Raw genomic sequence first — 23,656 nt, forward strand, 5'->3', positions numbered from 1 at the left:
CATGGAAGGCCCGGAGATTCGGGACCGCATCGCCGAGGTGATCCAGCACGGACGTCCGCAGGCGGCCTTCGTTCTGGGACAAAAGGGCAAGCGCCTGCGGGTCCTTCTCCCCTCAGGAAAGGAAGAGACGGTCTCCTCTGGCCAAACTCTCCTCGTCTCCCGAAAGACCTACCCTCGGCTTTCCCGGCAGGAAATCTTGGATCTCCTGGCCCAGAGCGAGGCCCGCCGGCAGGCCCTGGCCGAGGAACTCGACCTTTCCGAGATCTGGGAACTGGTAGAGGGGGAGGCCGAAAGCTTTGACCCCTTTGAGCTGGCCGAAATCTATTTTGGTTCCGGGGTAGAGGAGGACCAGGTGGCGGCCCTGGTGCGGGCCGTGCTGGCCGACCGTCTCTATTTCCGCCTACGCGACGGGCGTATCACCGTGCACTCTCGGGAGGAGGTGGAGCGCCTCCTTCTGGCCCGCAAGCGAGAGGAAGAACGCCTGAGGCGCCTGAGCCTCGGAGAGAGGTTTTTAGGGGCCCTGGTGCGCGGAGAAAGTCCCCCGGAGATCCCCGAAGAAATTAGGGCCTACTATCTTTCCGCCCTGCGGGACTACTGTCTTTTTGGAGAGGAAGCCCCCAAGGCCAAGGAGATCAAGGAAATCCTCTCCCGCCTCAAGGCCACCGGACCGGAGACCCCTTTCCGGCTCCTGGTAAGGGCCGGGGTCTTTGAGGAGGACGAAAACCTCGAAATCTTGCGCTTTCGTCTTCCGGTGGAATTTCCGGAGGAGGTCCTGGAGGAGGCCGAAGGTCTTTTTCCCGAAGAGATCCCCCGAGAGGACTTCAACGGGCTAGAGACCTTTACCATCGACGCCGAGGATACCCGCGACTTTGACGATGCCCTTTCCCTGGAAAGGCAGGAAGGGAAGTTGGTGGTGGGGGTACACATCACCGACGTGGCCTCGGTGGTCCCCCCCGACTCGCGCACTCTCTCCGAGGCCCGGCGCCGGGGCCAGACCCTCTATCTTCCCGAAAGGATCATCCCCATGCTCCCCCCGGTGCTTTCCGAGGAGCGCTTAAGTCTCCGGGAGGGAGAACGCCGACCGGCCCTTTCCTTTTTTCTCCATTTTTCCCCGGAAGGGAAACTCCTCCGGACGGAGATCCGGCTTACAGAGATTCGGGTAAGCCGTCGGCTCACCTATGAGGAGGTGGATCAGGCTCTGGCGGAGGGAAAGGAGCCCTTTTTTACCCTCCACACCCTGGCCCGGGCCTTTCAGGAGGAGCGTCGTCGGCAGGGGGCCTTTGCGGTCACCCTCCCGGAGGTGGTCATCCGGGTGGAGGAGGGGGAGATTCGTTTGGAGCGCCTGGAGTTTACGGCCGCCCGGGAGCTGGTGGCCGAATGCATGATCGCCGCCAACTACGCCGCGGCCCGCTTTCTTCACGAAAGGGGGATCCCGGCCCTCTATCGGTACCAGAAGGAGCCCCTGGAAAGGATCCTCAAGGAGGGAGAAGAGGCCGATCTGGTGCGGGCCTTTCAGCAATTGCGCTTTCTGGTAAGGGGGGAACTGGGACTCTCTCCGGAATTTCATCACGGCCTGGGGCTTCCAGCCTACACCACGGTAACCTCCCCCATCCGGCGGCTCTTGGATCTTTTGATGCAACACCAGATCCGAGCGGCCCTCCTGGGGCGCACTCCGCCCTTCTCCGAAGAGGCCCTGCGGGAGATCCTGGTGGAGCTGGAGGAGGTCCAGGCCGCAGCCGCTCAGGTGCGCACCCGCACTCAGCGCTACTGGCTCCTCAAGTATCTTCGGCTCCACTTTCAGGGGCGCACTCTGCCGGCCCTGGTGCTGGAGGCCGGAGAAAGACGGGCTCGGGTTCTCCTTCCGGATCTTATGCTTCCGGCCGAACTGCCCCTTCCTCCGGGCCACGGCCTCCGGGTCGGAGAGGAGATCCGGGTCAAGGTCCAGAGGGTTCACCCTCGGCTGGAGGTCCTCAAACTCGCTTTGGCTTAAAGACTTTCGGGATCCACCTCCACGCGGTTGCCCCCCGAGCGCTTGGCGCGGTACATGGCCTCGTCGGCCCGGCGCACCAGATCGTCGGCGCTCTTGCGGGGATTTTCCACGGGAAGGAGCTTGGCCACCCCTATGGAAAGGGTGGTGGGAGAAAAACCCGCCTCACGGTAGTTTTCTAGGATCCTTTCGGCCACCTTTGCCGCCTGACGGGTGTCGGTATGGGGAAGGAGGACCACAAACTCGTCTCCTCCGTAACGGAAGGCCTGGTCCACTTTCTCTCGAGTGCAGCGGCAGAGGATGTCCGCTAGGGCCTTGAGGAGGAGGTCTCCGTCCCGATGCCCCCGGGTGTCGTTATAGAGTTTGAAACGATCCACATCGATCATGAGTAGGGAAAGGGGATAGTCCTGGCGCAAGGCCCGAATAGTCTCCTCCAGCAGACGTTCTTCGAAGTAGCGGCGGTTGAAGATGTCTGTAAGGACGTCGCGGATGGAAAGGGCTTGCAACTCCTCCTTGAGTTTCCACTCCCGCAGGAGACGGGCCAGTCGGGCCTCAAATTCCTCAAAAGAAAAGGGCTTCTGGATGAGATCGTCCGCCCCGGCCAGAACTACATCTACGTAGCCGTAATCCCGGGCGTAGCCGGTCATGGCCAGGATTATGGTCTCCGGTTCCCTTTCCTTGATGCGCCGGATGAGGGTAAGACCGTCCAGCCCGGGCATGACCAGATCGGTGATCACGATCTCAAAGGGCCCCTTTTCTTCAAAAAGGCGCAGGGCTTCTTCCCCGTCCCGGGCCTCCACCACCGGAAGCCCCAGGCCGGAAAGATACTCTCTCAGCAGCACCCGGACGTCGTCCTCGTCGTCAACAACGAGGAACTTTGGTGGGTGAGGAAGGCTTTCCAATACGTCCCGCAGCATCCCTGATCTCCAGATAATCCCTTAAGATCTCTCCGTGATCGAAGGCCAGCTCCGACCACGGAAGCTCCTCCACGGCAAAGGCCCGGGCCTCGGCGGCGTCGTCTCCGCCCCGAGGTTCCCCCTCCGCTCGAGCCACATAGACGGTGGTGATGGTGTGGAAGCGAGGGTCCCTCCCGGGCCGGGAATAGGTATAGAACTGACAGAGAAGGGTTACGGAAAGCCCGGTCTCCTCCTGGGCCTCCCGCAAGGCCGCCTCCTCGAGACTCTCCCCATAGTCCACAAAGCCTCCGGGAAGGGCCCAGCCGTAAGGGGGATTTTTCCGGCGCACCAGGACGATCCCCCCGGGGGTCTCGATGATGAGGTCCACCGTGGGGAAAGGATTACGATATTTTTCTACTTCCTTCCCGCAGTGGGGGCAGAGGAGATGGGTTTTCATACAGGCACTTCCTTGGAAGTAAATTTTACCAAAAATTCGTGAATTTGACCATTGCTGGCCACCACATGTTTTTTAAAGGGGTGATAGGGCTCTCCCCGGTAGTCACTCACCCGGCCTCCGGCCTCTTCCACCAGGAGGACTCCGGCCGCGGTGTCCCAGGGTTTGAGGAGGGGCTCCCAGAAGCCGTCAAAGCGGCCACAGGCTACATAGGCCAGGTCGAGGGAGGCCGCCCCGGCCCGCCGGATGCCCTGAACCCGCACCAGAAACTCCCGAAAAAGGCGCAACACCTGGTCCGGGGCTTCATGGATATTGTAGGGAAAGCCCGTAGCCAGCAGGGCCTTTTCCGGATCCGCGGTCTCCGAGACCCGGATGGGGGCCCCGTTCAGGGTGGCCCCCAGCCCCCGGGCCGCAGAAAAGAGTTCCCCGAGCATGGGGTGATAGACTACCCCCACCAGGGGTCTTTCGTCCTCCATAAGGGCCACCGAGACTCCGAACCAGGGGAATCCATGAGCGTAATTGGTGGTCCCGTCCAGGGGGTCCACCAGCCAGTAAAGTCCTCGGGTCTCGGTGCGGAAGATTTCCTCGGCGAGCACCGGGATCTCCGGGGTGTGCTTGCGGAGGACTTCCACCGCAAGGCGCTCTGCTTCGGGATCGGCTTCGGTGACCAGGTCGATCTTGCCTTTGTGTTCCACCCGGTGGGGTTTGAAGAGGTGTTCTCGGAGGAATTTTCCGGCGCGTTGGGCGGCTTCTTCGGCCACCTCCCGCAAGCGAGAAAGATCCATAAAAAACACCCCCGGCCCGCGATTTGGCTGCGGAGTATAACCGTCTTCCGGGGGTTTGCAAGCGGCCCGCCTCCGGCGGGCCCTAAAAACTAGCCTCAGCAGGGGAATTCGTTGAGGATATAGCCGTGGTTTTCGAGCTTTTCCCGAAGATTGATGCGGGCCTCGTCATCCAGACTATAATAGGCCCGGACGAAGGCCGCGGTGGAGCGCTCGGGGCCACAGGCGGCCTCAAAGAGTTCCCGCTGTTTTTCTTCCGGAAGGCGGGCCTCTTTGAGGATCTTCCGGAACTCCCCTTTCAAGCAAAACTTCTGAAAGAGCTTACTTGAGCCCCATTTCCGGCTTCCGATCATGATCCAGGGGCGCTGAGGGGAATCCGGGGGAATGACCGGCTCGGTCACATCCAGGAGGTAGAGGGCCTTGGGGGCACAGGCCCAAAGCAAACCCAGAAAGATCAAGGGTAAAAAGTAGCGGACTTTCATGGTTACCTCCTTAACATCCGTAATCGTTTAGGGTGTATCCGTGCCTTTCAAAGGCCCGCTTGAGGCGGTCCCGGGCCTCAGGGGCGAGTTCCTCATAGTAGATAGTGAGAAATCCTTCGGCCGAGGCCTTGGGGCCGCAGGCGGCCTCCAAGAGTTTGCGCGCGGTTTTCTCCGGAAGGCGGGCCTCCTTGAGGATCTCCCGGAGCTCTCCCTCTTTACAGAGACGCTTTTCCAGGCTCTCGGAGCCTACCCCTTTGGCCCCGATAATTACCCAAGGCCGATCGGTGTTTCCGTAAGGGTTGGCGGACTCCTGGTAGAGATAAACTCCCCGGCCTCCACAGGCGAAAAGCCCCAGAAGAAGCCATCCTAAGAGGACCTTTTTCATATCTTTTCACCTCCTTTTTCGAAGGGCATTAGGGCTTCAAGAAGGGTCATCACCTTGCGGAGCGGCCCTCCCTCTTTTTTGAGCCGACAAAGGAGGATGGCCCCCTCCAGCGCGGCTATGAGGAAAAGGGCCAGATCCTCCGGAGAGTGCTCCCGGCAGAGACACCCCCGGGCCTGGGCCTCGCGCAGGACCCCGGCCAGGGAGGTCTTCCACTCCTCAAAGGTCTCCTCAATGAAATCCCGGATGGGCCCGGGGCGGTTGGCTACTTCAATGGCCGTATTTCCGAAAAGACAGCCGGTATGGAAGCCTTCCTGAGAGAGTTTTTCATATATCTTTTCCAAAAATCGCCGCAGGGCCGCCCGCGGAGGCTCCTGGGCGAAGGCCTCCCGGAGAAACCGCTTGAAGTCCTCCCGGGCCTTGTCCAGGGCGGCCAGGGCCAGGGCCTCCTTGCTCGGAAAGTGAAAGTAAAGGGCCCCCTTGCTCACCCCGGCCGCAGCCTCGATGTCGGAGATGCTGGTCTCGGCCAGCCCCCTTTCCTGAAAGAGCCTCAGGGCCTCTCTAAGGATCTTTTCCCGGGTGGCCTGTCCTCCCCTCATCTTTCCTCCAAACCGACCGTTCGGTTTTTTTAAGATATAAAATTTGAGAGCCTCTGTCAAGGTTTGCTGAAAACTTTAGGCCCCGCCGCGCAGAAGCTTTTCGGCCCGGGAAAAGACCTTGATGGCGCAGTATTCCCCACACATGGTGCAGGCCTTGCTTCTCGAGGCCCCGCCTTCCATGCGATAACGCCGGGCCTTTTCCGGATCGAGCGAAAGCCGGATCTGGGCCTCCCAGTCAAGCGCCGCCCGGGCCCGGGCCATGGCCAGGTCCTTCTCCAGGGCCCCAGGGATCCCCTTGGCCAGATCCGCCACATGGGCCGCGATCTTGGCGGCGATCACCCCCTCGCGCACGTCCTCCACCGTGGGCAGCCGCAGATGTTCCGCCGGGGTCACGTAACACAGAAAATCCGCCCCGGAGGCTCCGGCCAGCGCCCCACCGATAGCCCCCACCAGGTGGTCATAACCGGGGGCAATGTCCGTAGGAAGCGGCCCCAAGACATAGAAAGGGGCCCCGTGACAGAGGCGCTTTTCAAGAAGCACATTGGCCTCGATCTGGTTAAGGGGCACGTGTCCCGGCCCTTCGATCATCACCTGGACTCCGGCCTCCCATGCTCGTTGAGTGAGTTCTCCCAGAATGATCAACTCCTGGATCTGCGGTCCGTCGGTGGCGTCTGCCAGACAGCCCGGACGAATACCATCTCCCAGGGAGAGGGTGACCTCATACTCCCGGGCAATCTCCAGCAGGCGGTCGAAATATTCGTAGAGGGGGTTTTCTCGATTGTTGTAAATCATCCACTCCACCAGGAAAGAACCCCCGCGGGAGACCACCCCCAGCACCCGGCGGCGCTTTTCCAGGCGTTCGAGCACTTCCCGGGTCACCCCACAGTGGACGGTCATGAAATCCACTCCGTCTTCGGCGTGACGGACTATGGCCTCAAAGATCTCGTCTACGGTCATCTCCACAATGGCCTTTTTCTTCTTCTCCACCGCCTCCACCGCAGCCTGGTAAATGGGGACCGTCCCTAAGGGCACCGGACAGTGCTCCCGGATAAGGCGACGCACTTCGTCTATGGGGCCCCCGGTGGAAAGATCCATCACCGTGTCCGCTCCGGCCGCCAGGGCCACCCGCAACTTCTCAAGCTCTTTTTCCGGGTCCGGAGCGTCCTTCGAGGTCCCCAGATTGGCGTTTATCTTGGTGGTAAGCCCCTCTCCTATGGCGCAGGGCTTTTCCAGACGTACTTTTCGGTTCCAGGGGATAACCACCCGGCCCTCGGCCAGCTTCCGAGCCAGGTCCTCGGGGGCCACCGCCTCTCGTTCGGCCACCTTTCGAATTTCCTCCGGGATCTCTCCCCGGGCCACCCGCTCCTTTAAAGTCATGCTAGTTCTCCTTTTCACAAATTAGACCTCTTTACGTGACTATTATAACCTGTTTCTGGGAAACGCCCAGGAGATTATGAGGAAGATGGAGTTTCCAAGATGACGGCGTCGCGCCCGTCGATTTCTTTAAGGAGCACGTTTACGTGTTCTTCGGGGCGGGTTTCTACCCGAAAACCCGCATAATTGGGTTCAATGGGCAATTCCCGGTGTCCACGGTCCACCAATACCGCCAGTTCCACCCTTCGGGGACGCCCGAAGTCCATAAGGGCGTCGAGGGCCGCCCGCACGGTGCGCCCGGTGTAGATGACGTCGTCCACCAGCAGGACTTCGAGGTCGTCAAGGGAGACGGGGATTTCCGTGGCCCGGACCTCGGGATGAAAGGAGATGCGGCTCCAGTCATCCCGGTAGAGACTAATGTCCAGGGTCCCCACCGGGACCTTCACCCCTTCAATTTCCTGGAAGAGGCGCTGTAGGCGACGGGCCAGGGGCACTCCCCCGGTCCGAATCCCCACCAAGAGGAGGTCTCCTCCCCCGCGGTGTCTTTCCAGGATTTCGTGGGCCAGACGCCGAAGGGTGCGCTCGATCTCCTTTTCCGTGGCCAGAATTTTTTGGGCCATATTTTAATCAAAACATGCTTTGCGGCTTACGCAAGGTTGACTTGCCCGCGGCCCTGGGGTTTTATTGGAGGGGCTTTGGAGGAGGCGGAAAATGAAGCTCAAGCGCACGCACCCTTGCGGGATTTTGCGCCCGGATCATCTGGGCCAGGAGGTGGTCCTCTGCGGATGGGTCCTGCGGCGGCGGGATCACGGAGGGGTGATCTTTATTGATCTCCGGGATCGGTCCGGGATGGTGCAGGTGGTCTTTGAACCCGGCACGGCCCCTGAGGCTCACGAGACGGCCCATCGCCTGCGGCCGGAATACGTTTTGGCGGTGCGGGGGCGGGTGCGCCGGCGGCCCCAGGGCATGGAAAACCCCAAGATCCCCACCGGAGAGATTGAGGTGGAGGCTCAGGAGCTGGAAATCCTCAATCCATCGAAGACTCCGCCCTTTCCCCTGGACGAAGAGGTCCCGGTCTCCGAGCCGGTGCGCCTGCGTTACCGGTATCTGGATATGCGACGGCCTGGGGGGCTGGAGCCCTTCATCCTGCGCCATCGGGTGGCTCAGGCCGCCCGCGAGTTTCTGAATGCCCAGGGTTTCCTGGAGATCGAGACCCCTTTTCTTACCAAGAGCACCCCGGAAGGGGCCCGGGACTATCTGGTGCCCTCCCGGCTCTATCCGGGAAAGTTTTACGCCCTTCCTCAGTCCCCTCAGCTCTTTAAGCAGATCCTCATGGTGGCCGGGGTGGAGCGATACTATCAGATCGTGCGCTGTTTTCGGGACGAAGATCTGCGGGCCGATCGGCAGCCGGAATTTACCCAGCTCGACCTGGAGATGTCTTTCGTGGACGAGTCCGAGGTCATGGATCTCACCGAGGCCCTGGTCGTCCATATCTTTCGTGAGGCCCTGGGGGTAGAGCTTGAGCGTCCTTTTCCGCGGCTGACCTACGCCGAAGCCCTCTCCCGTTACGGGACCGACCGGCCGGATCTGCGCTTCGGACTAGAGCTTTACGAGGTCTCCTCGGTCTTTGAGGGGACGAACTTCAAGGTCTTTGCCGAGATCCTTTCCCGGGGCGGAATCATCAAGGGACTCTGCGCCCCGGCGGATTTCTCCCGCAAGGAACTCGACGAGCTTACGGCCTTTGTGGGAGAATTCGGGGCCAAGGGGCTGGCCTGGATCAAGGTGCGACCGGAGGGTTTTCAGTCCCCCATCGTGAAATTTTTTGAGGAGGGCCGCCTGGAACGCTTGCGGGAGATCTTCCGGCCTGAGCCCGGCTCCACCCTCTTTTTCGTGGCCGACCGGCCGGAAGTGGTCAACGAGGCTCTGGCGGAGCTCCGCCGGGAGGTGGCTCGGCGCTTGGGTCTCCTTCCCCGGGGTAAATTTTCCTTTTGCTGGATTACGGACTTTCCTCTGGTAGAATGGGACGAAGAGGAGGGGCGTTTCGTAGCCGTACACCACCCCTTCACCTCTCCTAAAGAGGAAGATCTGCCGCTCCTGGAGGAGGCTCCGGAACGGGTGCGCTCGCGGGCCTACGACCTGGTCCTCAACGGGGTAGAGGTAGGAGGGGGCAGCATCCGTATCCATCGTAAAGAGGTTCAGGAACGGGTCTTCCGTCTCCTGCAAATTTCCGAGGAAGAGGCCCGGGAGAAGTTTGGCTTTTTGCTGGAGGCCCTGGAATACGGGGCCCCGCCCCACGGAGGACTGGCCTTTGGCTTTGATCGGCTGGTGATGCTCATGGGGGGCTACCGGAGCATCCGTGAGGTAATCGCCTTTCCCAAGACTCAGCGGGCCCAGTGTCTCCTTACCGGGGCTCCTGCAGAGGTTTCCATGGCCCAACTCCTTGAGCTTCACCTTCTTCCGGGCTGGGAGAAGGAGGAAGGTGGGGGCTAAGTTTGTCCTGGTAGCTAATCGCCTTCCGGTAAGCGTCACCCGCACCGAGGAAGGTTTTCTCTTTAAGCCCAGTGTGGGCGGGCTGGCTACAGCCCTTTCCTCCATTTCTACGGAAAAGATCCTTTGGGTGGGCTGGCCGGGGCTTCCGGCCGAAGACTTTGCCGGGCACGAAAAGAAGGTCTTCTCCGAACTGGAAAGTCTGGGCTGTTACCCGGTCTGTCTCTCGCGGGAAGAAATAGAAGTCTTTTATCACGGTTTTGCTAACCGCACCCTCTGGCCCCTCTGCCACTACTTCCTCCAGTACACCATCTTCGAGGCCGCCTACTGGGAAGGTTACCGAGAGGTCAATCGGAAGTACGCCGAGACGGTGGCCGAACTGGCCGACGAAGAGGCCACGGTCTGGGTGCACGATTATCAACTCTTTTTGGTGCCGGGCTTTCTTCGCCGACTTCTTCCCCGGGCGAGAATCGGGTTTTTTCTGCATATCCCCTTCCCCTCCTATGAGGTCTTTCGGGTCCTTCCCTGGAGGCGGGAGATCCTGGAGGGCCTTTTAGGGGCGGATCTGGTGGGTTTCCATACCTACGAATATACCCGACACTTTTTGAGCAGTCTCCGGCGCCTCCTGGGTTATGAACATCAACTGGGTCTGGTGACCACCGAGACCCGGGCGGTCAAGGTGGAGGTCTTTCCCATCAGCATCGACTATCAGAAGTTTGCCCGGGCCGCGGAAGATTCCGAAGTCCAGGCCCGGATCGAGGCCCTGCGGCGGGAGGTGGGCGAACGGCGCCTGATTCTCTCTGTGGATCGCCTGGACTATACCAAGGGCATCCCCCAGAGACTCTGGGCCTACGAGGCCTTTCTTGAACGCTATCCGGAGTGGCGGGAGCAGGTGGTCCTGGTCCTGGTAGGGGTTCCCTCGCGCACCGAAGTGGAACATTATCAGGAACTCAAGAGCGAAGTGGACGAACTCATCGGGCGGATTAACGGGCGCTTCGGGACCCTGGGCTGGACTCCCGTACACTATCTCTATCGAAGTCTGGATTTTCCGGAGCTTGCGGCCCTTTACTGGCTGGCGGAGGTGGCCCTAGTCACCCCCCTCAGAGACGGAATGAACCTCATCGCCAAGGAATATGTGGCCACGGTGCCTGAGGACCGGGGGGTTCTCATCCTCTCGGAGATGGCCGGGGCGGCGGCCGAACTTTCCGAGGCCATGCTGGTCAATCCCTTCAGTCAGGAAGACCTGGTGCGGGCCCTGCACGAGGCCCTCTCCCTCCCCCGGGACGAGAAGATCGAGCGTAACCGGCGGATGAAAGAGCGCCTGCGGCGCTACGATGTACATCGCTGGGCCCGGGAATTCCTTTCGGCCCTGGAAGAGACCCGTAAACTCCAGGAGAGCTTCGTGTCCCACCGCCTCGTTGGAGCCCCTCGAGAGGAGGTCCTTTCGGCCTTCGGCCGGGCCCAAAACCCCATCCTTTTTCTGGACTACGATGGAACCCTTACGGGTTTTGTGGCTCGCCCGGAAAGGGCCGTGCCGGATGCCTCCCTGCGGGACCTCCTTCAGCGCCTGGCCCAGGTGGCCCGGGTAGTCCTCATCAGCGGCCGGGACCCCGAGACCCTTGAGCGGTGGTTTGGGGATCTTCCCCTTACTCTGGTGGCCGAACACGGGGTCTTTGTGCGCCGGGATTCCACCTGGGAGATTACCGGAGAATATACGGAGGACTGGAAGGAGACGGTGCGTCCCATCCTGGAACTTTATGCGGACCGCACCCCCGGGGCCTTCGTGGAGGAGAAGCGCTACAGCCTGGTCTGGCACTACCGCCTGGCGGAGTCGGAGCTGGGGGAGATGCGGGCCCACGAACTCAAGGAGGCCCTGCTGGATCTGGTACAACCCCTGGGGCTCATGGTGCTTGAGGGGCAGAAGGTGCTCGAGGTCAAACCCCGGGAGATCAACAAGGGGACCATGGCCCGGCGGATCCTGGCCGAAGGGGCCTACGATTTCGTGCTGGCCATGGGAGACGACTGGACGGACGAGTATCTTTTTGAGGCTTTGCCTCCGGAAAGTTTTACGGTAAAAATCGGTTACGGACTTACGCGGGCCCGCTATCGCCTGGAAGGGGTGGCCGAGGCCCGCCGCTTTCTGGAGGAGCTGTGGCGGAGAAAAAGTTCCGGCACCCCGGGCCCTTCGTAGTCAAAGACTGCGCCCTGGTCTCCGTTTCTACCGGGGAAAAGGCCTTTACCCTGGCCGAACTGGCGGAAAAACTCAAACGCATTGAGCCTGCTTGCATTTATCACCACTTCTGGGCCCGGCACCTGCGCCCCTCCTTCGATCACCCGGAGTTCCACAACGACTTTGCGGCCTGGGTCCATCAGGAGCTGCGCGATCGGGTGCTAGCCGAGCGTCTAAACCTCATCGCCCCTTATGAGCACTCTTCCATTGAGGACCTTCGGGAGGCCCTCCTTCTTTATTTCCAGGAAAGGATCTTTGAGGACGAACACTTGGGCTGGCGCAAGGCCGAAAGCCCCTTCTATTTCGTAAAGAGCCAGCTGGTGATCTTCGATACCGGAATCCGCCTCGAGTGGCCCCACGAGATCGTCGACCTCCTGGAGTCCCTTTCTCCGGGGAGCATCTTCTATCACTTCATCGATGCCCGCAGGCGCCATCCGCAGGGACTTGACGATTTTCGGGACTGGTTGCGCAAATTTCCCCCGGATTTTCAACCCCTTTCCGACCTCATTGCCCGTATAGATCCCTTCTTCCTTTCCCTTTACGAAATCAAGGATTTTCTGCTGCGGCACATCCAGAGTTTTTGTGCCCGACTTCACGCCATAAGAGAGCACTATGAGCGAGAATTCGGAAGGTCTTCTTGAACGCTACGCCCAGGTAGCCGGGGCCGAGGTCATCGAGCAGATGCGGGCCCTGGCGGAGCGTCTACGGGGAGCCCGAATCGTTCACGTCAACTCTACGGCCTACGGGGGCGGGGTGGCGGAGATCCTGCACTCCATGGTTCCCCTTATGCGGGCCCTGGGGCTCGAGGTTTCCTGGGAGGTCATTCAAGGCCCACCGGAATTTTTTGAGGTTACCAAGAGCTTCCATAACGCCCTCCAGGGCCGCCGGATCTCTCTCACCGAGGAGCAACTGCGGCTCTACGAGGAGATCAATCGTCGGGAGGCCGAGCGCCTGGAGGAAAAGCTCCGGGAGGCGGAATTTGTAGTCGTCCACGATCCTCAGCCCGCCTATCTCATCAAATATGTTTCCCGGAGGAAGGGTTACTGGATCTGGCGCTGCCACATCGACCTTTCCCGGCCCTTTTATCCGGTCTGGCGTTTTCTGGAAAAGGTGGTGATTAATTACCACGCCAGTATCTTTTCCATGCCGGAATTCAGCCAGCCCCTTCCGCATCCCCAGTATATTATTCCCCCGAGCATTGACCCCTTTTCCGAAAAAAACCGGGAACTCACCCCGGAAGAAATCTTCGAGGTCTATCGGGAGCTAGGGCTGGATGCCTCCCGGCCCATGGTGGTCCAAATCTCCCGCTTCGATCCCTTCAAGGACCCTCTGGGGGTTATCCGGGCCGCGGAGCTGGCCCGGAAGTTTGTACCCTTTCAGCTGGTGCTGGCCGGAGGGGGGGCGGCCGACGATCCTGAGGGAGAAAGGGTATATCAGGAGGTGGTTCAGGCGGCCCGGGGCAAGCCGGATGTTTATGTCTTCAAACTCCCGCCCACGGCCCATAGGACCATTAACGCCCTGCAACGGGCCGCGGATATCGTGCTTCAGAAGTCCCTGCGGGAGGGCTTTGGCCTTACGGTTACGGAGGCCATGTGGAAGGGCAAACCGGTGATCGGGGGAGCCACCGGGGGGATCCGCCTCCAGGTGGTCAACCACCATACCGGCTTTTTGGTGAACACCCCGGAGGGGGCGGCCCTGCGCATCCGCTACCTTCTCTTTTATGAAGAAAAACGCCAGGAGATGGGGCACAAGGCCCGGGAATTTGTGCGCCAGAATTTTCTTATCACCCGCCATGTGCGGGACTACCTGGCCCTCATGCTTTCAATCTGTATGGGGAGTCCGGATCGGGTGGAACTTGAGGCCGGCAAAGCCTGTGAGTTGCGACCCGGAGGGCTAGAGCGACCGCTGCTATGAGACTTGCCGGGTCGGCCCGGCCCGTTCCGGCGATCTCATAGGCGGTCCCGTGATCCACCGAGGTGCGCACGATGGGAAGCCCCAGGGTCACGTTGACCCCATCGCGGAAATGAAGAAGTTTGAAGGGGATGAGCCCCTGGTCGTGATAGAGGGCCACCACCAGGTCAAACTCTCCGGAGGCGGCCCGGAAAAAGAGGCTGTCTGCGGGAAAGGGCCCCTCAAGGGGAAGCCCCTCTCTGCGGGCGGCCTCCACCGCAGGGGCCAGGATCCGGGCCTCCTCGTCTCCGAAAAGTCCCCCCTCTCCGGCATGAGGGTTTAAGGCCGAAAGGGCCAGGCGCGGTCTTTTTATCCCCAGGTCTTCTTGGAGAAAGCGATGGGCCAGACGGGCGGCCCGAAGGATGGCCTCTGGAGAAAGCCTCTTTAGGGCCTCCTTGAGGGCCAGATGGGTGGTGACCAGGACCACCCGCAGGCGTTCGCCCCAAAAGGCCATGGCCACCTCCCGGGCCCCGGTGAGGGCGGCCAGCATCTCGGTGTGTCCGGGATAGGGCTCCCCGGCTGCGGCGAGCCCCTCCTTGGAGATGGGACCGGTGACCAGGGCCGCGGCCTGTCCGGAAAGGCAGAGCCTCACCCCCTCCCGGATGTAACGCACCATGGCCTGAAATCCCTCGAGGGTGGGCTTTCCGGGCTGGACCGAAAGCTCCGAAAGGGAAAGGAGGTTTAACCTCCCGGCCCGGGCCTCCTCCGGGGTCTTTACCAGGGAAAGGGGAGGAGAAAGGCCCAGGATCCGGGCCCGCTCCCGGAGCACTCGGGCGTCTCCCAGAACGAGGATCCGGGCGGGAAGGCGCACCAAATCCCTAGCTCCGGCCAGGATTACATCCGGGCCCACCCCAGCCGGACAGCCCATGGTGAGGACCAGAAGGGGTTCTTCTTGACGCCTCATGTCCTAAAGTTTAGCCTAACTCCTGAGCCTTCGCCCGGAAAGGAGGTCTGCATGCGGCTTTCACGTTACTTTCTCCCCACCCTGCGGGAGGACCCCTCGGAGGCCGAGGTGGTAAGCCACCGGCTCATGTTACGGGCCGGGATGATCCGCCGCCTGGCCTCGGGAATCTATACCTGGCTACCCTTCGGCCTGCGGGCCCTGCGCAAGGTGGAAAATATCATCCGCGAAGAGATGGACCGGGCCGGGGCCCAGGAGATCCTCATGCCCCTGGTCCAGCCGGCGGAACTCTGGCAGGAGACCGGCCGCTGGGGGAACTTCGGACCGGAACTTTTGCGCTTCAAGGACCGACGAGAGCACGAATTCTGCCTTGGCCCCACCCACGAAGAGGTGGTCACGGATATCGTGCGCAAGGAGGTCCGTTCCTACCGGGACCTTCCTTTAATCCTTTACCAGATCGCCCCCAAGTTTCGAGACGAGATCCGGCCCCGTTTTGGGATCATGCGGGCTCGGGAATTCCTCATGAAAGACGCCTACAGCTTTGACGCCGACGAGGAGGGGCTCGAGCGGAGCTACCGCCTCATGTACGAGACCTACGAGAGGATCTTTTCCCGCTGCGGCCTGCGCTTCCGGGCCGTGCTCGCCGACACCGGGGCCATCGGCGGAAGCGAATCCCACGAGTTTATGGTGCTGGCCGAGACCGGAGAGGATCGTCTGGCCCTCTGTGAGGCCTGCGGCTATGCGGCCAACGTGGAGTTGGCCGAGGTCAAACGGGTCTATGCCTATCCCGAAGAGCCGGAAAGGCCGCTCGAGAAGGTGCCCACCCCTGGGGTAAAGAGTGTGGAGGAGGTGGCCGAGTTTCTGGGGATTTCCCCCCAAAAATTGGTCAAGACCCTCCTTTTCCGGGCTGGAAAGGAGGTGGTGGCCGTTCTCATCCGGGGCGATCTGGAACTCAACGAGGTCAAGCTGCGCAATCTTCTGGGGGTTCCGGCGGTGGAGATGGCCGATGCCGAAACCGTGGAGCGTCTTACCGGGGCCCCGGTGGGTTTTGCCGGACCGGTGGGTCTTTCCGGGGTCCGCTTGCTCGCCGACCTTTCGGTCCAGGGGCTCAAAAACTTTGTCACCGGGGCCAATGAGGCCGACGCCCATTACGTCAATGTGAACTATGGTCGGGATTTTCCCGAGCCGGAATTTTACGATCTCTCCGTGGCCCAGGAGGGGGACCCCTGTCCCCGTTGCGGAAGGCCTCTGGGCCTCACCCGGGGAATCGAAGTCGGGCATATCTTCAAGCTGGGCACCAAGTATAGCGAGGCCATGGGGGCCACTTTCCTCGATCGCCAAGGCCGACAGCGCCCCCTGATCATGGGCTGTTACGGAATTGGTGTGGGCCGCACCGTGGCTGCGGCCATCGAGCAGAATCACGATGAGGCCGGGATCATCTTTCCCCGGGAGATTGCCCCCTTTGAGGCCGTAATTCTCACCCTGGGGCCGGAGTCCGAGCTCCTGGAGGCCGCGGAGGGGATTTATCGGGGTCTCCAGGCCGAAGGTCTGGAAGTCCTCTGGGACGACCGGGACGAGCGCCCGGGAGTGAAATTTAAAGATGCGGACCTCATCGGAATCCCCTACCAGGTGATCCTGGGTAAGAAATTTAAAGAGACCGGCCGAGTGGAACTTAAAGAGCGGGCCAGCGGCCAGAGGGAGGAACTCCCTCCCGAGGCCCTCCCGGCCAGACTCAAGGAGGGACCATGATCCTCCTGGTGATCGACCGGCCCGAGGCCTGGGAGCGCTTCGTGGAAAGGGTCCAGGATCTTCCCCGGGACAAGCGGGGTTACGTCCTACTGGTGCGTGACGAGGGGGTAACCCGGTGTCTGGGCTGTGAGCCGGGGCTCTTTCCTCATTTTCACCAGTTCGTGCTTGACGGGGGACGGGCCGCCATCGGCCTCAACTCCCTCAAACGGTTCGGGATTCCGGAAACCCGCCCGCCGGAACTTTTTGAGCGCGTGGACGAAGAGGCCCTGGAAAAAGAACTCCTTTCCCGGGGTTATAGGCGAGAGAGGCTCTAGTATGCTTATTTTCAGTCCTTTCGCCTTGCTTTTTTTCTTTTTTCTTTTCGGACTCCTCCTTTTTCTCTTTCTATTCGTGCATCTGGGGCTCATTACTCTGGCCGCGGGAAAGATCGGTCTTTCGGCCAACCAGGTCTTTCTCTTTCTTTTGGCCTCCCTTGTCGGCAGTCAGGTGAATCTTCCCCTGGCCCGGGTGCGCCGAGAGGTGGATATCCTAGAGGAGACCATCGTGCGCTTTTTCGGGGTCCCTTATGCCGTGCCGCGTCTTTCCGAGGAACGCTACACGGTGATCGCCCTCAACGTGGGCGGAGGGCTTATCCCCGTCCTTCTTTCCCTTTACCTGTGGATAAAAAACGGACTTTTCCTTTCGCCGGTGGTGGGAACGGCCCTGGTGGCTGCGGTGGCCTTTCGGCTGGCCCGTCCGGTCCCGGGAGTGGGGATCGCCGTGCCCTTCCTCATTCCGCCCATCGTAGCTGCACTTTTTGCCGTGCTCTTTTCCCCGCAGAAGGCCCCGGCCGTGGCCTACATCTCCGGTACCCTCGGGACCCTCATCGGGGCCGATCTCCTACACCTGCGAGATATACCGCGCCTACGCACTCCGGTGGCCTCCATCGGTGGGGCCGGGACCTTTGACGGGATCTTCCTTACCGGGATCGTGGCCGTCCTCCTGGCCTGATCAGGAATAGTGCTTGCGGGTCTTCCAAAAAGCGGGTAAGAAACTTCCATGCTTCCCAATCGCCAGGGGAAATTCGGACCTTTCGGCGGGCGCTTTGTGCCCGAGACTTTAATGCCGGCGCTTGCCGAGCTGGAAGAGGCCTACCGGCGTTTCAAGCGCGATTCCGGGTTCCGGCGGGAACTTTCCTGGTATCTTCGGGAGTACGCCGGCCGGCCCACCCCCCTTTATCCTGCCCGCCGGCTTTCCGAGGCCCTGGGAGGGCACCTCAAGATCTATCTCAAACGGGAAGACCTCCTGCACACCGGGGCCCACAAGATCAACAACACCCTGGGGCAGGCCCTCCTGGCCAAACGCATGGGCAAGCGGCGGATCATCGCCGAGACCGGGGCCGGACAGCATGGGGTAGCCACGGCCACCGCCGCGGCCCTTCTGGGCCTGGAATGTGTGGTCTACATGGGGGCCAAGGACACCGTGCGCCAGGCCATGAATGTCTTCCGGATGGAACTTCTCGGGGCCCGGGTGGTGCCGGTGCACTCCGGCACCCAAACTCTGAAAGACGCCATCAACGAGGCCATCCGCGACTGGGTGACCCACGTGGAGGATACCTTCTACATCATCGGTTCGGTGGTGGGGCCCCACCCTTACCCTATGATGGTGCGCGATTTTCAGAGCGTAATTGGGCGGGAGGCCCGACGACAGATCCTGAAACTGGAAGGGCGTCTTCCGGATCTGGTTATCGCCTGCGTGGGTGGGGGCTCCAACGCCATGGGCATTTTTTACCCCTTTGTCAAGGACCAGGCGGTGAAACTGGTGGGGGTGGAGGCCGCCGGAGAGGGGCTCCAGACGGACAAACATTCGGCCACCCTTACCGCAGGTGAGCCCGGGGTCCTTCACGGCATGATGACCTACCTCCTTCAGGACCGGGTGGGCCAGATCAAGGGAGCCCATTCCATTGCTCCCGGGTTGGACTATCCCGGGGTGGGTCCGGAGCACGCCTTTCTCAAAGAATGCGGTCGGGCGGAGTATGTGGCTGTGGACGACCAGGAGGCCCTTTCGGCCTTCCGTCTTCTCTCTGAGACCGAGGGCATCATCCCTGCGCTGGAAAGTGCTCATGCCGTGGCTTATCTGGCGAAAATTGCCGACCGTCTCCCCCGGGGCAGTGTGGTCCTCGTCAATCTCTCCGGCCGGGGCGACAAGGACGTGGCCGCGGTAAAGGAGTACCTTGAGGAGAGGAGATGATCGGGGCGGAAAGGGTAAGGAAGGCCATTGAAGAGGCCCATCGGGCCGGGCGAGCGGCCCTTATCCCCTATTTTTGCGCCTGGGATCCGGATCTGGAGACCACCCGGGCCCTTCTCTGGGCTGCGGCCGAGGCCGGGGCCTCGGTAGTGGAGCTGGGCTTTCCCTTCTCCGACCCTCTGGCCGACGGCCCCATCATTCAGGCGGCCACCCAGCGGGCTCTGAAACACCGGCCCACGCTGGAGGCCTTCCTGGAGTTCGTGGCCGCACTTTACGCCGAAGGCTATCCTTTGCCCGTGGTGGTCATGGGCTATTACAATCCCTTTTTCCGGTTCGGGCTTTCCCGCTTTGTTCAGGCGGCCCGAGAGGCCGGGCTCGGGGGGGCCATCATTCCGGATCTTCCTCTGGAAGAGGCCCGCCCCTGGTTAAGGGAGGCCCGCCGTGCGGGGCTGGCGGCGGTTCTCCTCGCCGCCCCTACCACCCCACCCGAGCGCCTAGAACGCATTGCCCGGGCCTCAAGCGGGTTTCTTTACTATGTTTCGGTCACCGGGATTACCGGAGTCCGGGAACGTCTTCCGGAGGATCTGGCCCTGCGACTTGATCTGGCCCGGGAGATCTCCCCGGTCCCGGTGGCCGTAGGGTTCGGTATTTCGAAACCGGAACACGTAAGACTGCTTTCTCCCCATGCCCACGCTTTGGTGGTGGGAAGCGCCCTGGTGCGCATCGTGGAGGAAGAGGGCCGAAGGGCCCCGAAACGCGTCCAAAAGGTCCTTTCGGAGCTGGTTTCCGCGGCCGAAAGATGAGAGTCCTGCGGGTGGAGACCGCCGAGCCTTATGAGATCCTCATCGGAGGGGGTCTCCTTACGGAGATTCCTCAGGATCTTCCCCAGGTCCTGGAGACGCGCCATCTAGCCCTCATTACCGATGAGACGGTGCGGGATCTGGTGGCCGAGGACCTGGCCCGGATCCTCACCGAGGCCGGATTTCGGACGGAAATCTTCAGTTTCCCTCCGGGCGAGGCCTCCAAAAACATGGAGACCGTGGTGCAACTTTCTCGGTCCATGGTGCGCGCCGGATTCGACCGGCGTTCGGCGGTCCTGGCCGTGGGCGGAGGGGTGGTGGGGGATGTGGCCGGGTTCCTGGCCTCCATTTACCTGCGAGGGGTGCCCTACGTGCAGGTACCCACCACGCTTCTGGCCCAGGTGGACAGTTCCGTCGGAGGAAAGACCGGGGTGGATCTCCCGGAGGGCAAAAATCTCCTGGGTACCTTCTACCAACCCCGGCGGGTCTATATTGACTACGGGGTGCTCACCACCCTTCCCCTTTCCCATCTCCGAAACGGGCTGGCCGAGGTGGTCAAATATGGGGCGGCCCTGGACCGGGGGCTCTTTGAGTTCCTTGAGGCGCAGGCCGAAGCTCTTTTGGCCTATCATCCCGAGCCCCTGGAAGAGATCATTTATCAGAGTTGCCGGCTCAAGGCCGAGGTGGTCTCCCGGGACGAGCGGGAGGCCGGGCTTCGCCGGGTCCTGAACTTTGGACATACCCTGGGACACGCCCTTGAGGCGGCCCTGAATTACCAGATCCTGCACGGAGAGGCCGTGGCCGTGGGGATGGTGGCCGCGGCCCGGCTTTCGGAGGCCCTGGGAGTGGCGGAGGAGCCGGTAGCCGAAAGGCTTGAGGCCCTGCTTTTGCGTCTGGGGCTTCCGGTGCGGCTTCCCGAGGGGGTGGCCCCGGAGGCCCTTCCGGCCTTCCTTTCCGCCGACAAAAAGGTCTGGCACGGACGTCTCACCATGGTCCTCCTGCGCCGCCTGGGAGAGTTTGTCTTTTATGAGGATCCTCCGCGGGAAAGCTTGCTTGAGGTCCTAAAAGAAATCTCGATATGAAGGTTGCGGGAGGGACGAAATGTTTCCGGAGCTCTCCTTTGTGAAGATGCAGGCCTCGGGAAACGATTTTCTGCTTATAAATAATTTTTCCCGGAGGATTTTGCCGGAGGAGGCCCCGGTTCTGGCCCGCAGGCTTTGCCGGAGGAGGCTTTCCGTAGGGGCTGACGGGCTCATCCTGCTTGAACCCCCGGAGGATCCGACTCACGCCTTCCGCTGGCGTTTTTTTAATGCCGATGGCTCCGAGGCGGAGATGTGTGGAAACGGAGGCCGTTGCGCGGCCCGCTTCGCGGTGGAAGAGGGGCTGGCTCGCCCGGTGCTCTCCTTTGAGACCCGGGCCGGGATCATCCGGGCCAGGGTGCAAGGGTCCCGGGTGAAGGTGGCCCTTACCCCGCCTAAGGATCTGTCCCTGGGGCTTAAACTTTTGGTGGAGGGAAAGCCCCTTGAGGTACATTTTGTAAATACCGGCGTGCCGCATGCGGTGGTCCTGGTAGAGGATCTGGAAGCCGCTCCGGTGAACTCTTTGGGGCCGGCCCTGAGATATCACGAACGTTTTTCTCCGGCGGGGACCAACGTGAATTTCGTTGAGATCCTTTCCGAGGAAGAGATCGCCGTGCGGACTTACGAGCGAGGGGTGGAGGGAGAGACCCTGGCCTGTGGTACCGGAGCGGCGGCCAGTGCCCTCATTGCTGCTGAACTGGGGAAGGTGCGTTTTCCGGTGCGGATACGGACCCGGGGAGGGGAAATCCTGACCATTCATCGGGAAGAGACCCTCTTTTTGGAAGGGGAAACCCGGCGCATCTACCGCGGTCTTCTTCACCCGGAGGCCCTGCTCGACTAGCCCTTCCTCGGGTGATAGAATGGACCCAAAAAGGAGGCTCTGTATGTCTAAATTTTTGGCGATCCTCTGGTTACTCTTTCTTTGGGCCGCTCCCCTTTCGGCCAAGGACAACCCCGTAGTGGCCAAGGTGGGTCCTTATACCCTTACGCGGGCAGATTTTGAGCGGGAGGTAGAGGGGAATCCCCAGCTCAAGGCCCTGATTACCGTGAAACCGGAGATGAAAAAGATCCTCCTTGAACGATGGGTGGAGGTCAATCTTCTGGCCTTAGGGGGCAAGGAGGCCGGACTGGAAAAGGATCCCGAGGTTCGAGCCCAGATTGAAGAACAGATCCGCCTGATCCTGGCCCAGAACTTTTATCGGAAGAAGGTCCTTTCCGGCCTTAAGGTCACCGAGGGCGAGGCCCAGCAGTACTATCTCAAACACAAAAAGGACTACAGCCTGCCCGAGCGCATTCAGGCCCGCCACATCCTGATTCGGGTCCCGGAAAAGGCCTCCCCCAAGGAAGAGGCCGCGGCCCGGGCCCAGATTGAGAAGATCCGCCGGCAGATCCTGGCCGGGGCGGACTTCGCCAAGATGGCCCGCCAGTACTCCCAGGATCCGGGGACCAAAGAAAAGGGAGGCGATCTGGGGCTCTTTTCTCGGGGTCAGATGATCCCCGAATTCGAGGAGGCGGTCTTCAAACTCAAGGTGGGGGAACTCAGCCCTCCCATTCGCACCCGGTTTGGTTACCATCTGGTACGGGTGGAGGCGCGGGTCCCGGCCCAGGTCCAGCCTTATGAAAAGGTAAAAGAACAGGTCAAAAAAGACCTCCTGGAAGAAAAGAAGACCGAGCGTCTTTCCGCCCTCCTTTCCCGGCTCCGTAAGAAATATCCGGTAGAATTGCATCCGGAGAACCTTCCGTGAGGTTAGATCCCTGGTGCAGGAGCCTTCCGGAGCCTCTGGCCCGGGAGGTGCTCCGGGCCCCGGAAAGACATATCCTCTTTTTGGACATAGAGACCGAGGGGCTTTCCAAGGAACGCAACGGATTGACCGTGCTGGGAACCATGGTGGGACGTTGCTATCGGGCCTTTGTGGCCGGACACAATCTGGAAAAAGGTCCGGCCTATCTGGGGCGCTTTCCGGTGTGGGTGACCTTCGGGGGCTCTACCTTTGATCTTCCTTTCCTCCGGGCCCACTTTCCGCATCTCCCCGCCCCGGCCCTCCACATCGATCTTTGTCGGGTCTTTCGGCATCTGGGCTACCGGGGAGGGCTCAAGAAACTGGAGATACGTTTCGGGCTTTCCCGGAAGACCCAGGGTCTTACGGGTTATCATGCGGTAAGGCTTTGGCAGCGCTGGCAGCGGGAGAGAGATCGGCGCGCCCTGCGGCTCCTTCTCCATTACAATCGGGAAGATGTGGCCAATCTGCGCCCTCTTCTGGAGATCGCGGCGGCCAAATTAGGCCGGGAGGCCCCTCTTGGATAAGGAAAAACTGAGGATTTCCGTCACGGAGAAGTTTCTGGGTTACGCTGCAGACCTCAGCGAGACTTTGCCCTCCAGCGCCATACTGGTCTATGCGGATGTCTTCCCCGGAGGGGAGGAACTGGCCCGCTTTTTGGAACATGTCCGGGGGCACCGGGTGGTCCTGGTGACCCGGGAGGCCGGCTTTGAGGGCCCGGAGGGCACCGAGGTGATTGAGGTCCCAGGAATTAAGCTCACCCGGCTGGGGCAGATCAAAGTGGCGGTGCTTATCGGCGTGGCTCGGGGCCTTTTCAACCACGAGGATCTCCTCATCTGTCTTTCCGGAGTGGCGGAAAGCGGACACCTCGACAGCCTTTTTATCCTGGATCTGGAAAGCGAATTTGAGATCTTTGCCGTCTCCCAGCTGGAGGATCTGCGGGAAATTGTGCGGCCCGAAGTCTTTCAGCGGGTGCTTTCTCTGGCCATTGTGTTGGCCACCCAGGGTCGCGAAGGACGACCGGTGGGGACCTGTTTCATCCTGGGGGACTCCGATGAGGTCCTTCAGCACTGCGACCAGATGGTGATCAATCCCTTTAAGGGCTATCCCGAAAATGAGCGCAACATCCTGGACCCCCGCCTGGAGGAGACGGTCAAGGAGTTCGCCCTGCTTGACGGGGCCTTTGTCATTCGGGGCGACGGAGTTATTGAGAGTGCCGGGGCCTATATCCGCACCGGGGTGGTAAGTGAAGATATTCCCAGTGGGCTGGGGGCCCGGCACCGTTCGGCCGCGGCCATCACGGCCCTCACCCGGGCGGTGGCCATAACCGTAAGTGAGTCCACGGGCACGGTGACCGTTTTTCGTAACGGAAAGATCGTGATGGAGATCGAAAAACCTCATCCTTTGGGGCCGGAGACCGAATGGCAGCGGGCCTTCTATGCCGGCCCTCGGGCGCCTTCGGAATGGCCCCACCAGAAAAAGATCTCCAAAATCCCTTAA

Annotated in this window: 24 protein-coding genes; 15 read left to right on the forward strand and 9 right to left on the reverse strand. The window is 61.1% G+C overall.

Annotated features, from left to right (window positions below; all coding sequences use genetic code 11):
* Position 1: 1 nt before the first annotated feature.
* Positions 2–1,990: a ribonuclease catalytic domain-containing protein gene (locus tag FVE67_RS03475; RefSeq protein ID WP_168719265.1), complete on the forward strand. Its 1,989-nt coding sequence runs from the start codon at positions 2–4 to the stop codon at positions 1,988–1,990.
* On the opposite strand, the gene FVE67_RS03480 is transcribed toward FVE67_RS03475, so the two are convergent.
* The 8 genes from FVE67_RS03480 to pyrR all read right to left on the reverse strand — a co-directional run bounded on the left by FVE67_RS03480 (position 1,987) and on the right by pyrR (position 7,576).
* Positions 1,987–2,904, reverse strand: coding sequence for a GGDEF domain-containing response regulator (locus tag FVE67_RS03480; protein WP_168719266.1), 918 nt, complete (start codon positions 2,902–2,904; stop codon positions 1,987–1,989). The two genes, FVE67_RS03475 and FVE67_RS03480, sit on opposite strands and share 4 nt — an antisense overlap.
* Positions 2,849–3,340 (reverse strand): NUDIX domain-containing protein, encoded by a 492-nt coding sequence (locus FVE67_RS03485; protein WP_168719267.1) that lies wholly within the window; start codon positions 3,338–3,340, stop codon positions 2,849–2,851. Before FVE67_RS03485 ends, FVE67_RS03480 begins: the two co-directional genes overlap by 56 nt.
* Positions 3,337–4,122 (reverse strand): inositol monophosphatase family protein, encoded by a 786-nt coding sequence (locus tag FVE67_RS03490; RefSeq protein WP_168719268.1) that lies wholly within the window; start codon positions 4,120–4,122, stop codon positions 3,337–3,339. The genes FVE67_RS03485 and FVE67_RS03490 overlap by 4 nt, the downstream gene beginning before the upstream one ends.
* A 95-nt stretch (positions 4,123–4,217) precedes the next feature.
* Entirely contained in the window at positions 4,218–4,601 is a 384-nt protein-coding gene (locus FVE67_RS03495) for a hypothetical protein (RefSeq protein ID WP_168719269.1), read from the reverse strand.
* A 10-nt stretch (positions 4,602–4,611) separates the two neighbouring features.
* Positions 4,612–4,986 carry a hypothetical protein gene (locus FVE67_RS03500; RefSeq protein WP_168719270.1) on the reverse strand — a complete coding sequence of 125 codons (375 nt, stop codon included), beginning with the start codon at positions 4,984–4,986 and terminating at the stop codon, positions 4,612–4,614.
* Positions 4,983–5,582 carry a TetR/AcrR family transcriptional regulator gene (locus FVE67_RS03505; RefSeq protein WP_168719271.1) on the reverse strand — a complete coding sequence of 200 codons (600 nt, stop codon included), beginning with the start codon at positions 5,580–5,582 and terminating at the stop codon, positions 4,983–4,985. The genes FVE67_RS03500 and FVE67_RS03505 overlap by 4 nt, the downstream gene beginning before the upstream one ends.
* 75 nt (positions 5,583–5,657) lie before the next feature.
* Positions 5,658–6,959 (reverse strand): phosphomethylpyrimidine synthase ThiC, encoded by a 1,302-nt coding sequence (gene thiC / locus FVE67_RS03510; RefSeq protein ID WP_168719272.1) that lies wholly within the window; start codon positions 6,957–6,959, stop codon positions 5,658–5,660.
* A gap of 74 nt (positions 6,960–7,033) precedes the next feature.
* Entirely contained in the window at positions 7,034–7,576 is a 543-nt protein-coding gene (pyrR, locus tag FVE67_RS03515; protein WP_168719273.1) for a bifunctional pyr operon transcriptional regulator/uracil phosphoribosyltransferase PyrR, read from the reverse strand.
* Positions 7,577–7,667: 91 nt separating this feature from the next.
* Here pyrR and aspS point away from each other — a divergent pair, with 91 nt between their 5' ends.
* Genes aspS through FVE67_RS03535 form a run of 4 tightly spaced genes read left to right on the forward strand, consistent with a single transcriptional unit; the run spans position 7,668 to position 13,587 of the window.
* Positions 7,668–9,446 carry an aspartate--tRNA ligase gene (aspS, locus tag FVE67_RS03520; RefSeq protein ID WP_168719274.1) on the forward strand — a complete coding sequence of 593 codons (1,779 nt, stop codon included), beginning with the start codon at positions 7,668–7,670 and terminating at the stop codon, positions 9,444–9,446.
* Positions 9,436–11,634 (forward strand): bifunctional alpha,alpha-trehalose-phosphate synthase (UDP-forming)/trehalose-phosphatase, encoded by a 2,199-nt coding sequence (locus FVE67_RS03525; protein WP_168719275.1) that lies wholly within the window; start codon positions 9,436–9,438, stop codon positions 11,632–11,634. Before aspS ends, FVE67_RS03525 begins: the two co-directional genes overlap by 11 nt.
* Positions 11,595–12,314: a DUF5752 family protein gene (locus tag FVE67_RS03530; RefSeq protein ID WP_168719276.1), complete on the forward strand. Its 720-nt coding sequence runs from the start codon at positions 11,595–11,597 to the stop codon at positions 12,312–12,314. Before FVE67_RS03525 ends, FVE67_RS03530 begins: the two co-directional genes overlap by 40 nt.
* A complete protein-coding gene (locus tag FVE67_RS03535) occupies positions 12,286–13,587 on the forward strand; it encodes a glycosyltransferase (RefSeq protein WP_168719277.1) in 1,302 nt (433 codons plus the stop codon). The genes FVE67_RS03530 and FVE67_RS03535 overlap by 29 nt, the downstream gene beginning before the upstream one ends.
* Here the strand turns inward: FVE67_RS03535 and pdxA are convergent.
* Positions 13,487–14,527 (reverse strand): 4-hydroxythreonine-4-phosphate dehydrogenase PdxA, encoded by a 1,041-nt coding sequence (gene pdxA / locus FVE67_RS03540; protein ID WP_168719278.1) that lies wholly within the window; start codon positions 14,525–14,527, stop codon positions 13,487–13,489. The two genes, FVE67_RS03535 and pdxA, sit on opposite strands and share 101 nt — an antisense overlap.
* A 51-nt stretch (positions 14,528–14,578) precedes the next feature.
* Here pdxA and FVE67_RS03545 point away from each other — a divergent pair, with 51 nt between their 5' ends.
* From FVE67_RS03545 to FVE67_RS03590, 10 genes are read left to right on the forward strand one after another with little or no spacing between them, the layout of a single operon-like run.
* Positions 14,579–16,273: a proline--tRNA ligase gene (locus FVE67_RS03545; RefSeq protein ID WP_168719279.1), complete on the forward strand. Its 1,695-nt coding sequence runs from the start codon at positions 14,579–14,581 to the stop codon at positions 16,271–16,273.
* On the forward strand, positions 16,270–16,587 hold the full coding sequence (locus tag FVE67_RS03550; protein ID WP_168719280.1) for a hypothetical protein: 318 nt from the start codon (positions 16,270–16,272) through the stop codon (positions 16,585–16,587). Before FVE67_RS03545 ends, FVE67_RS03550 begins: the two co-directional genes overlap by 4 nt.
* A gap of 25 nt (positions 16,588–16,612) precedes the next feature.
* Entirely contained in the window at positions 16,613–17,263 is a 651-nt protein-coding gene (locus FVE67_RS03555; protein WP_246167921.1) for a DUF1614 domain-containing protein, read from the forward strand.
* 48 nt (positions 17,264–17,311) lie between these two features.
* The gene (gene trpB, locus FVE67_RS03560) at positions 17,312–18,502 is read left to right on the forward strand and encodes a tryptophan synthase subunit beta (protein WP_168719282.1); all 1,191 of its coding nucleotides are present in this window, start codon (positions 17,312–17,314) and stop codon (positions 18,500–18,502) included.
* Positions 18,499–19,302: a tryptophan synthase subunit alpha gene (gene trpA, locus FVE67_RS03565; RefSeq protein ID WP_168719283.1), complete on the forward strand. Its 804-nt coding sequence runs from the start codon at positions 18,499–18,501 to the stop codon at positions 19,300–19,302. The genes trpB and trpA overlap by 4 nt, the downstream gene beginning before the upstream one ends.
* Positions 19,299–20,381, forward strand: a complete 1,083-nt coding sequence (gene aroB, locus FVE67_RS03570; RefSeq protein WP_168719284.1) for a 3-dehydroquinate synthase — start codon at positions 19,299–19,301, stop codon at positions 20,379–20,381. Before trpA ends, aroB begins: the two co-directional genes overlap by 4 nt.
* Before the next feature lie 19 nt (positions 20,382–20,400).
* Entirely contained in the window at positions 20,401–21,219 is an 819-nt protein-coding gene (gene dapF / locus FVE67_RS03575) for a diaminopimelate epimerase (protein ID WP_168719285.1), read from the forward strand.
* Between the two features lie 43 nt (positions 21,220–21,262).
* Positions 21,263–22,123, forward strand: coding sequence for a peptidylprolyl isomerase (locus FVE67_RS03580; RefSeq protein WP_168719286.1), 861 nt, complete (start codon positions 21,263–21,265; stop codon positions 22,121–22,123).
* Positions 22,120–22,683 (forward strand): ribonuclease H-like domain-containing protein, encoded by a 564-nt coding sequence (locus FVE67_RS03585; RefSeq protein WP_168719287.1) that lies wholly within the window; start codon positions 22,120–22,122, stop codon positions 22,681–22,683. The genes FVE67_RS03580 and FVE67_RS03585 overlap by 4 nt, the downstream gene beginning before the upstream one ends.
* Complete coding sequence (locus FVE67_RS03590; RefSeq protein ID WP_168719288.1) at positions 22,676–23,656, forward strand: DNA integrity scanning protein DisA nucleotide-binding domain protein; 981 nt, start codon at positions 22,676–22,678, stop codon at positions 23,654–23,656. The genes FVE67_RS03585 and FVE67_RS03590 overlap by 8 nt, the downstream gene beginning before the upstream one ends.

Source organism: Thermosulfurimonas marina (assembly GCF_012317585.1).
GTDB classification, from domain to species: domain Bacteria; phylum Desulfobacterota; class Thermodesulfobacteria; order Thermodesulfobacteriales; family Thermodesulfobacteriaceae; genus Thermosulfurimonas_A; species Thermosulfurimonas_A marina.

Excerpts from the sequence above, each read along its gene's own strand:
- dapF (WP_168719285.1), top strand. The coding sequence starts at position 20,401 with ATGTTTCCGGAGCTCTCCTTTGTGAAGATGCAGGCCTCGGGAAACGAT.
- pyrR (WP_168719273.1), bottom strand. The coding sequence starts at position 7,576 with ATGGCCCAAAAAATTCTGGCCACGGAAAAGGAGATCGAGCGCACCCTT.
- FVE67_RS03505 (WP_168719271.1), bottom strand. The coding sequence starts at position 5,582 with ATGAGGGGAGGACAGGCCACCCGGGAAAAGATCCTTAGAGAGGCCCTG.
- FVE67_RS03535 (WP_168719277.1), top strand. The coding sequence starts at position 12,286 with ATGAGCGAGAATTCGGAAGGTCTTCTTGAACGCTACGCCCAGGTAGCC.
- FVE67_RS03485 (WP_168719267.1), bottom strand. The coding sequence starts at position 3,340 with ATGAAAACCCATCTCCTCTGCCCCCACTGCGGGAAGGAAGTAGAAAAA.
- FVE67_RS03475 (WP_168719265.1), top strand. The coding sequence starts at position 2 with ATGGAAGGCCCGGAGATTCGGGACCGCATCGCCGAGGTGATCCAGCAC.
- FVE67_RS03500 (WP_168719270.1), bottom strand. The coding sequence starts at position 4,986 with ATGAAAAAGGTCCTCTTAGGATGGCTTCTTCTGGGGCTTTTCGCCTGT.
- aspS (WP_168719274.1), top strand. The coding sequence starts at position 7,668 with ATGAAGCTCAAGCGCACGCACCCTTGCGGGATTTTGCGCCCGGATCAT.
- trpB (WP_168719282.1), top strand. The coding sequence starts at position 17,312 with ATGCTTCCCAATCGCCAGGGGAAATTCGGACCTTTCGGCGGGCGCTTT.
- FVE67_RS03545 (WP_168719279.1), top strand. The coding sequence starts at position 14,579 with ATGCGGCTTTCACGTTACTTTCTCCCCACCCTGCGGGAGGACCCCTCG.
- FVE67_RS03495 (WP_168719269.1), bottom strand. The coding sequence starts at position 4,601 with ATGAAAGTCCGCTACTTTTTACCCTTGATCTTTCTGGGTTTGCTTTGG.
- FVE67_RS03550 (WP_168719280.1), top strand. The coding sequence starts at position 16,270 with ATGATCCTCCTGGTGATCGACCGGCCCGAGGCCTGGGAGCGCTTCGTG.
- FVE67_RS03490 (WP_168719268.1), bottom strand. The coding sequence starts at position 4,122 with ATGGATCTTTCTCGCTTGCGGGAGGTGGCCGAAGAAGCCGCCCAACGC.
- thiC (WP_168719272.1), bottom strand. The coding sequence starts at position 6,959 with ATGACTTTAAAGGAGCGGGTGGCCCGGGGAGAGATCCCGGAGGAAATT.
- pdxA (WP_168719278.1), bottom strand. The coding sequence starts at position 14,527 with ATGAGGCGTCAAGAAGAACCCCTTCTGGTCCTCACCATGGGCTGTCCG.
- aroB (WP_168719284.1), top strand. The coding sequence starts at position 19,299 with ATGAGAGTCCTGCGGGTGGAGACCGCCGAGCCTTATGAGATCCTCATC.
- FVE67_RS03580 (WP_168719286.1), top strand. The coding sequence starts at position 21,263 with ATGTCTAAATTTTTGGCGATCCTCTGGTTACTCTTTCTTTGGGCCGCT.
- trpA (WP_168719283.1), top strand. The coding sequence starts at position 18,499 with ATGATCGGGGCGGAAAGGGTAAGGAAGGCCATTGAAGAGGCCCATCGG.
- FVE67_RS03480 (WP_168719266.1), bottom strand. The coding sequence starts at position 2,904 with ATGCTGCGGGACGTATTGGAAAGCCTTCCTCACCCACCAAAGTTCCTC.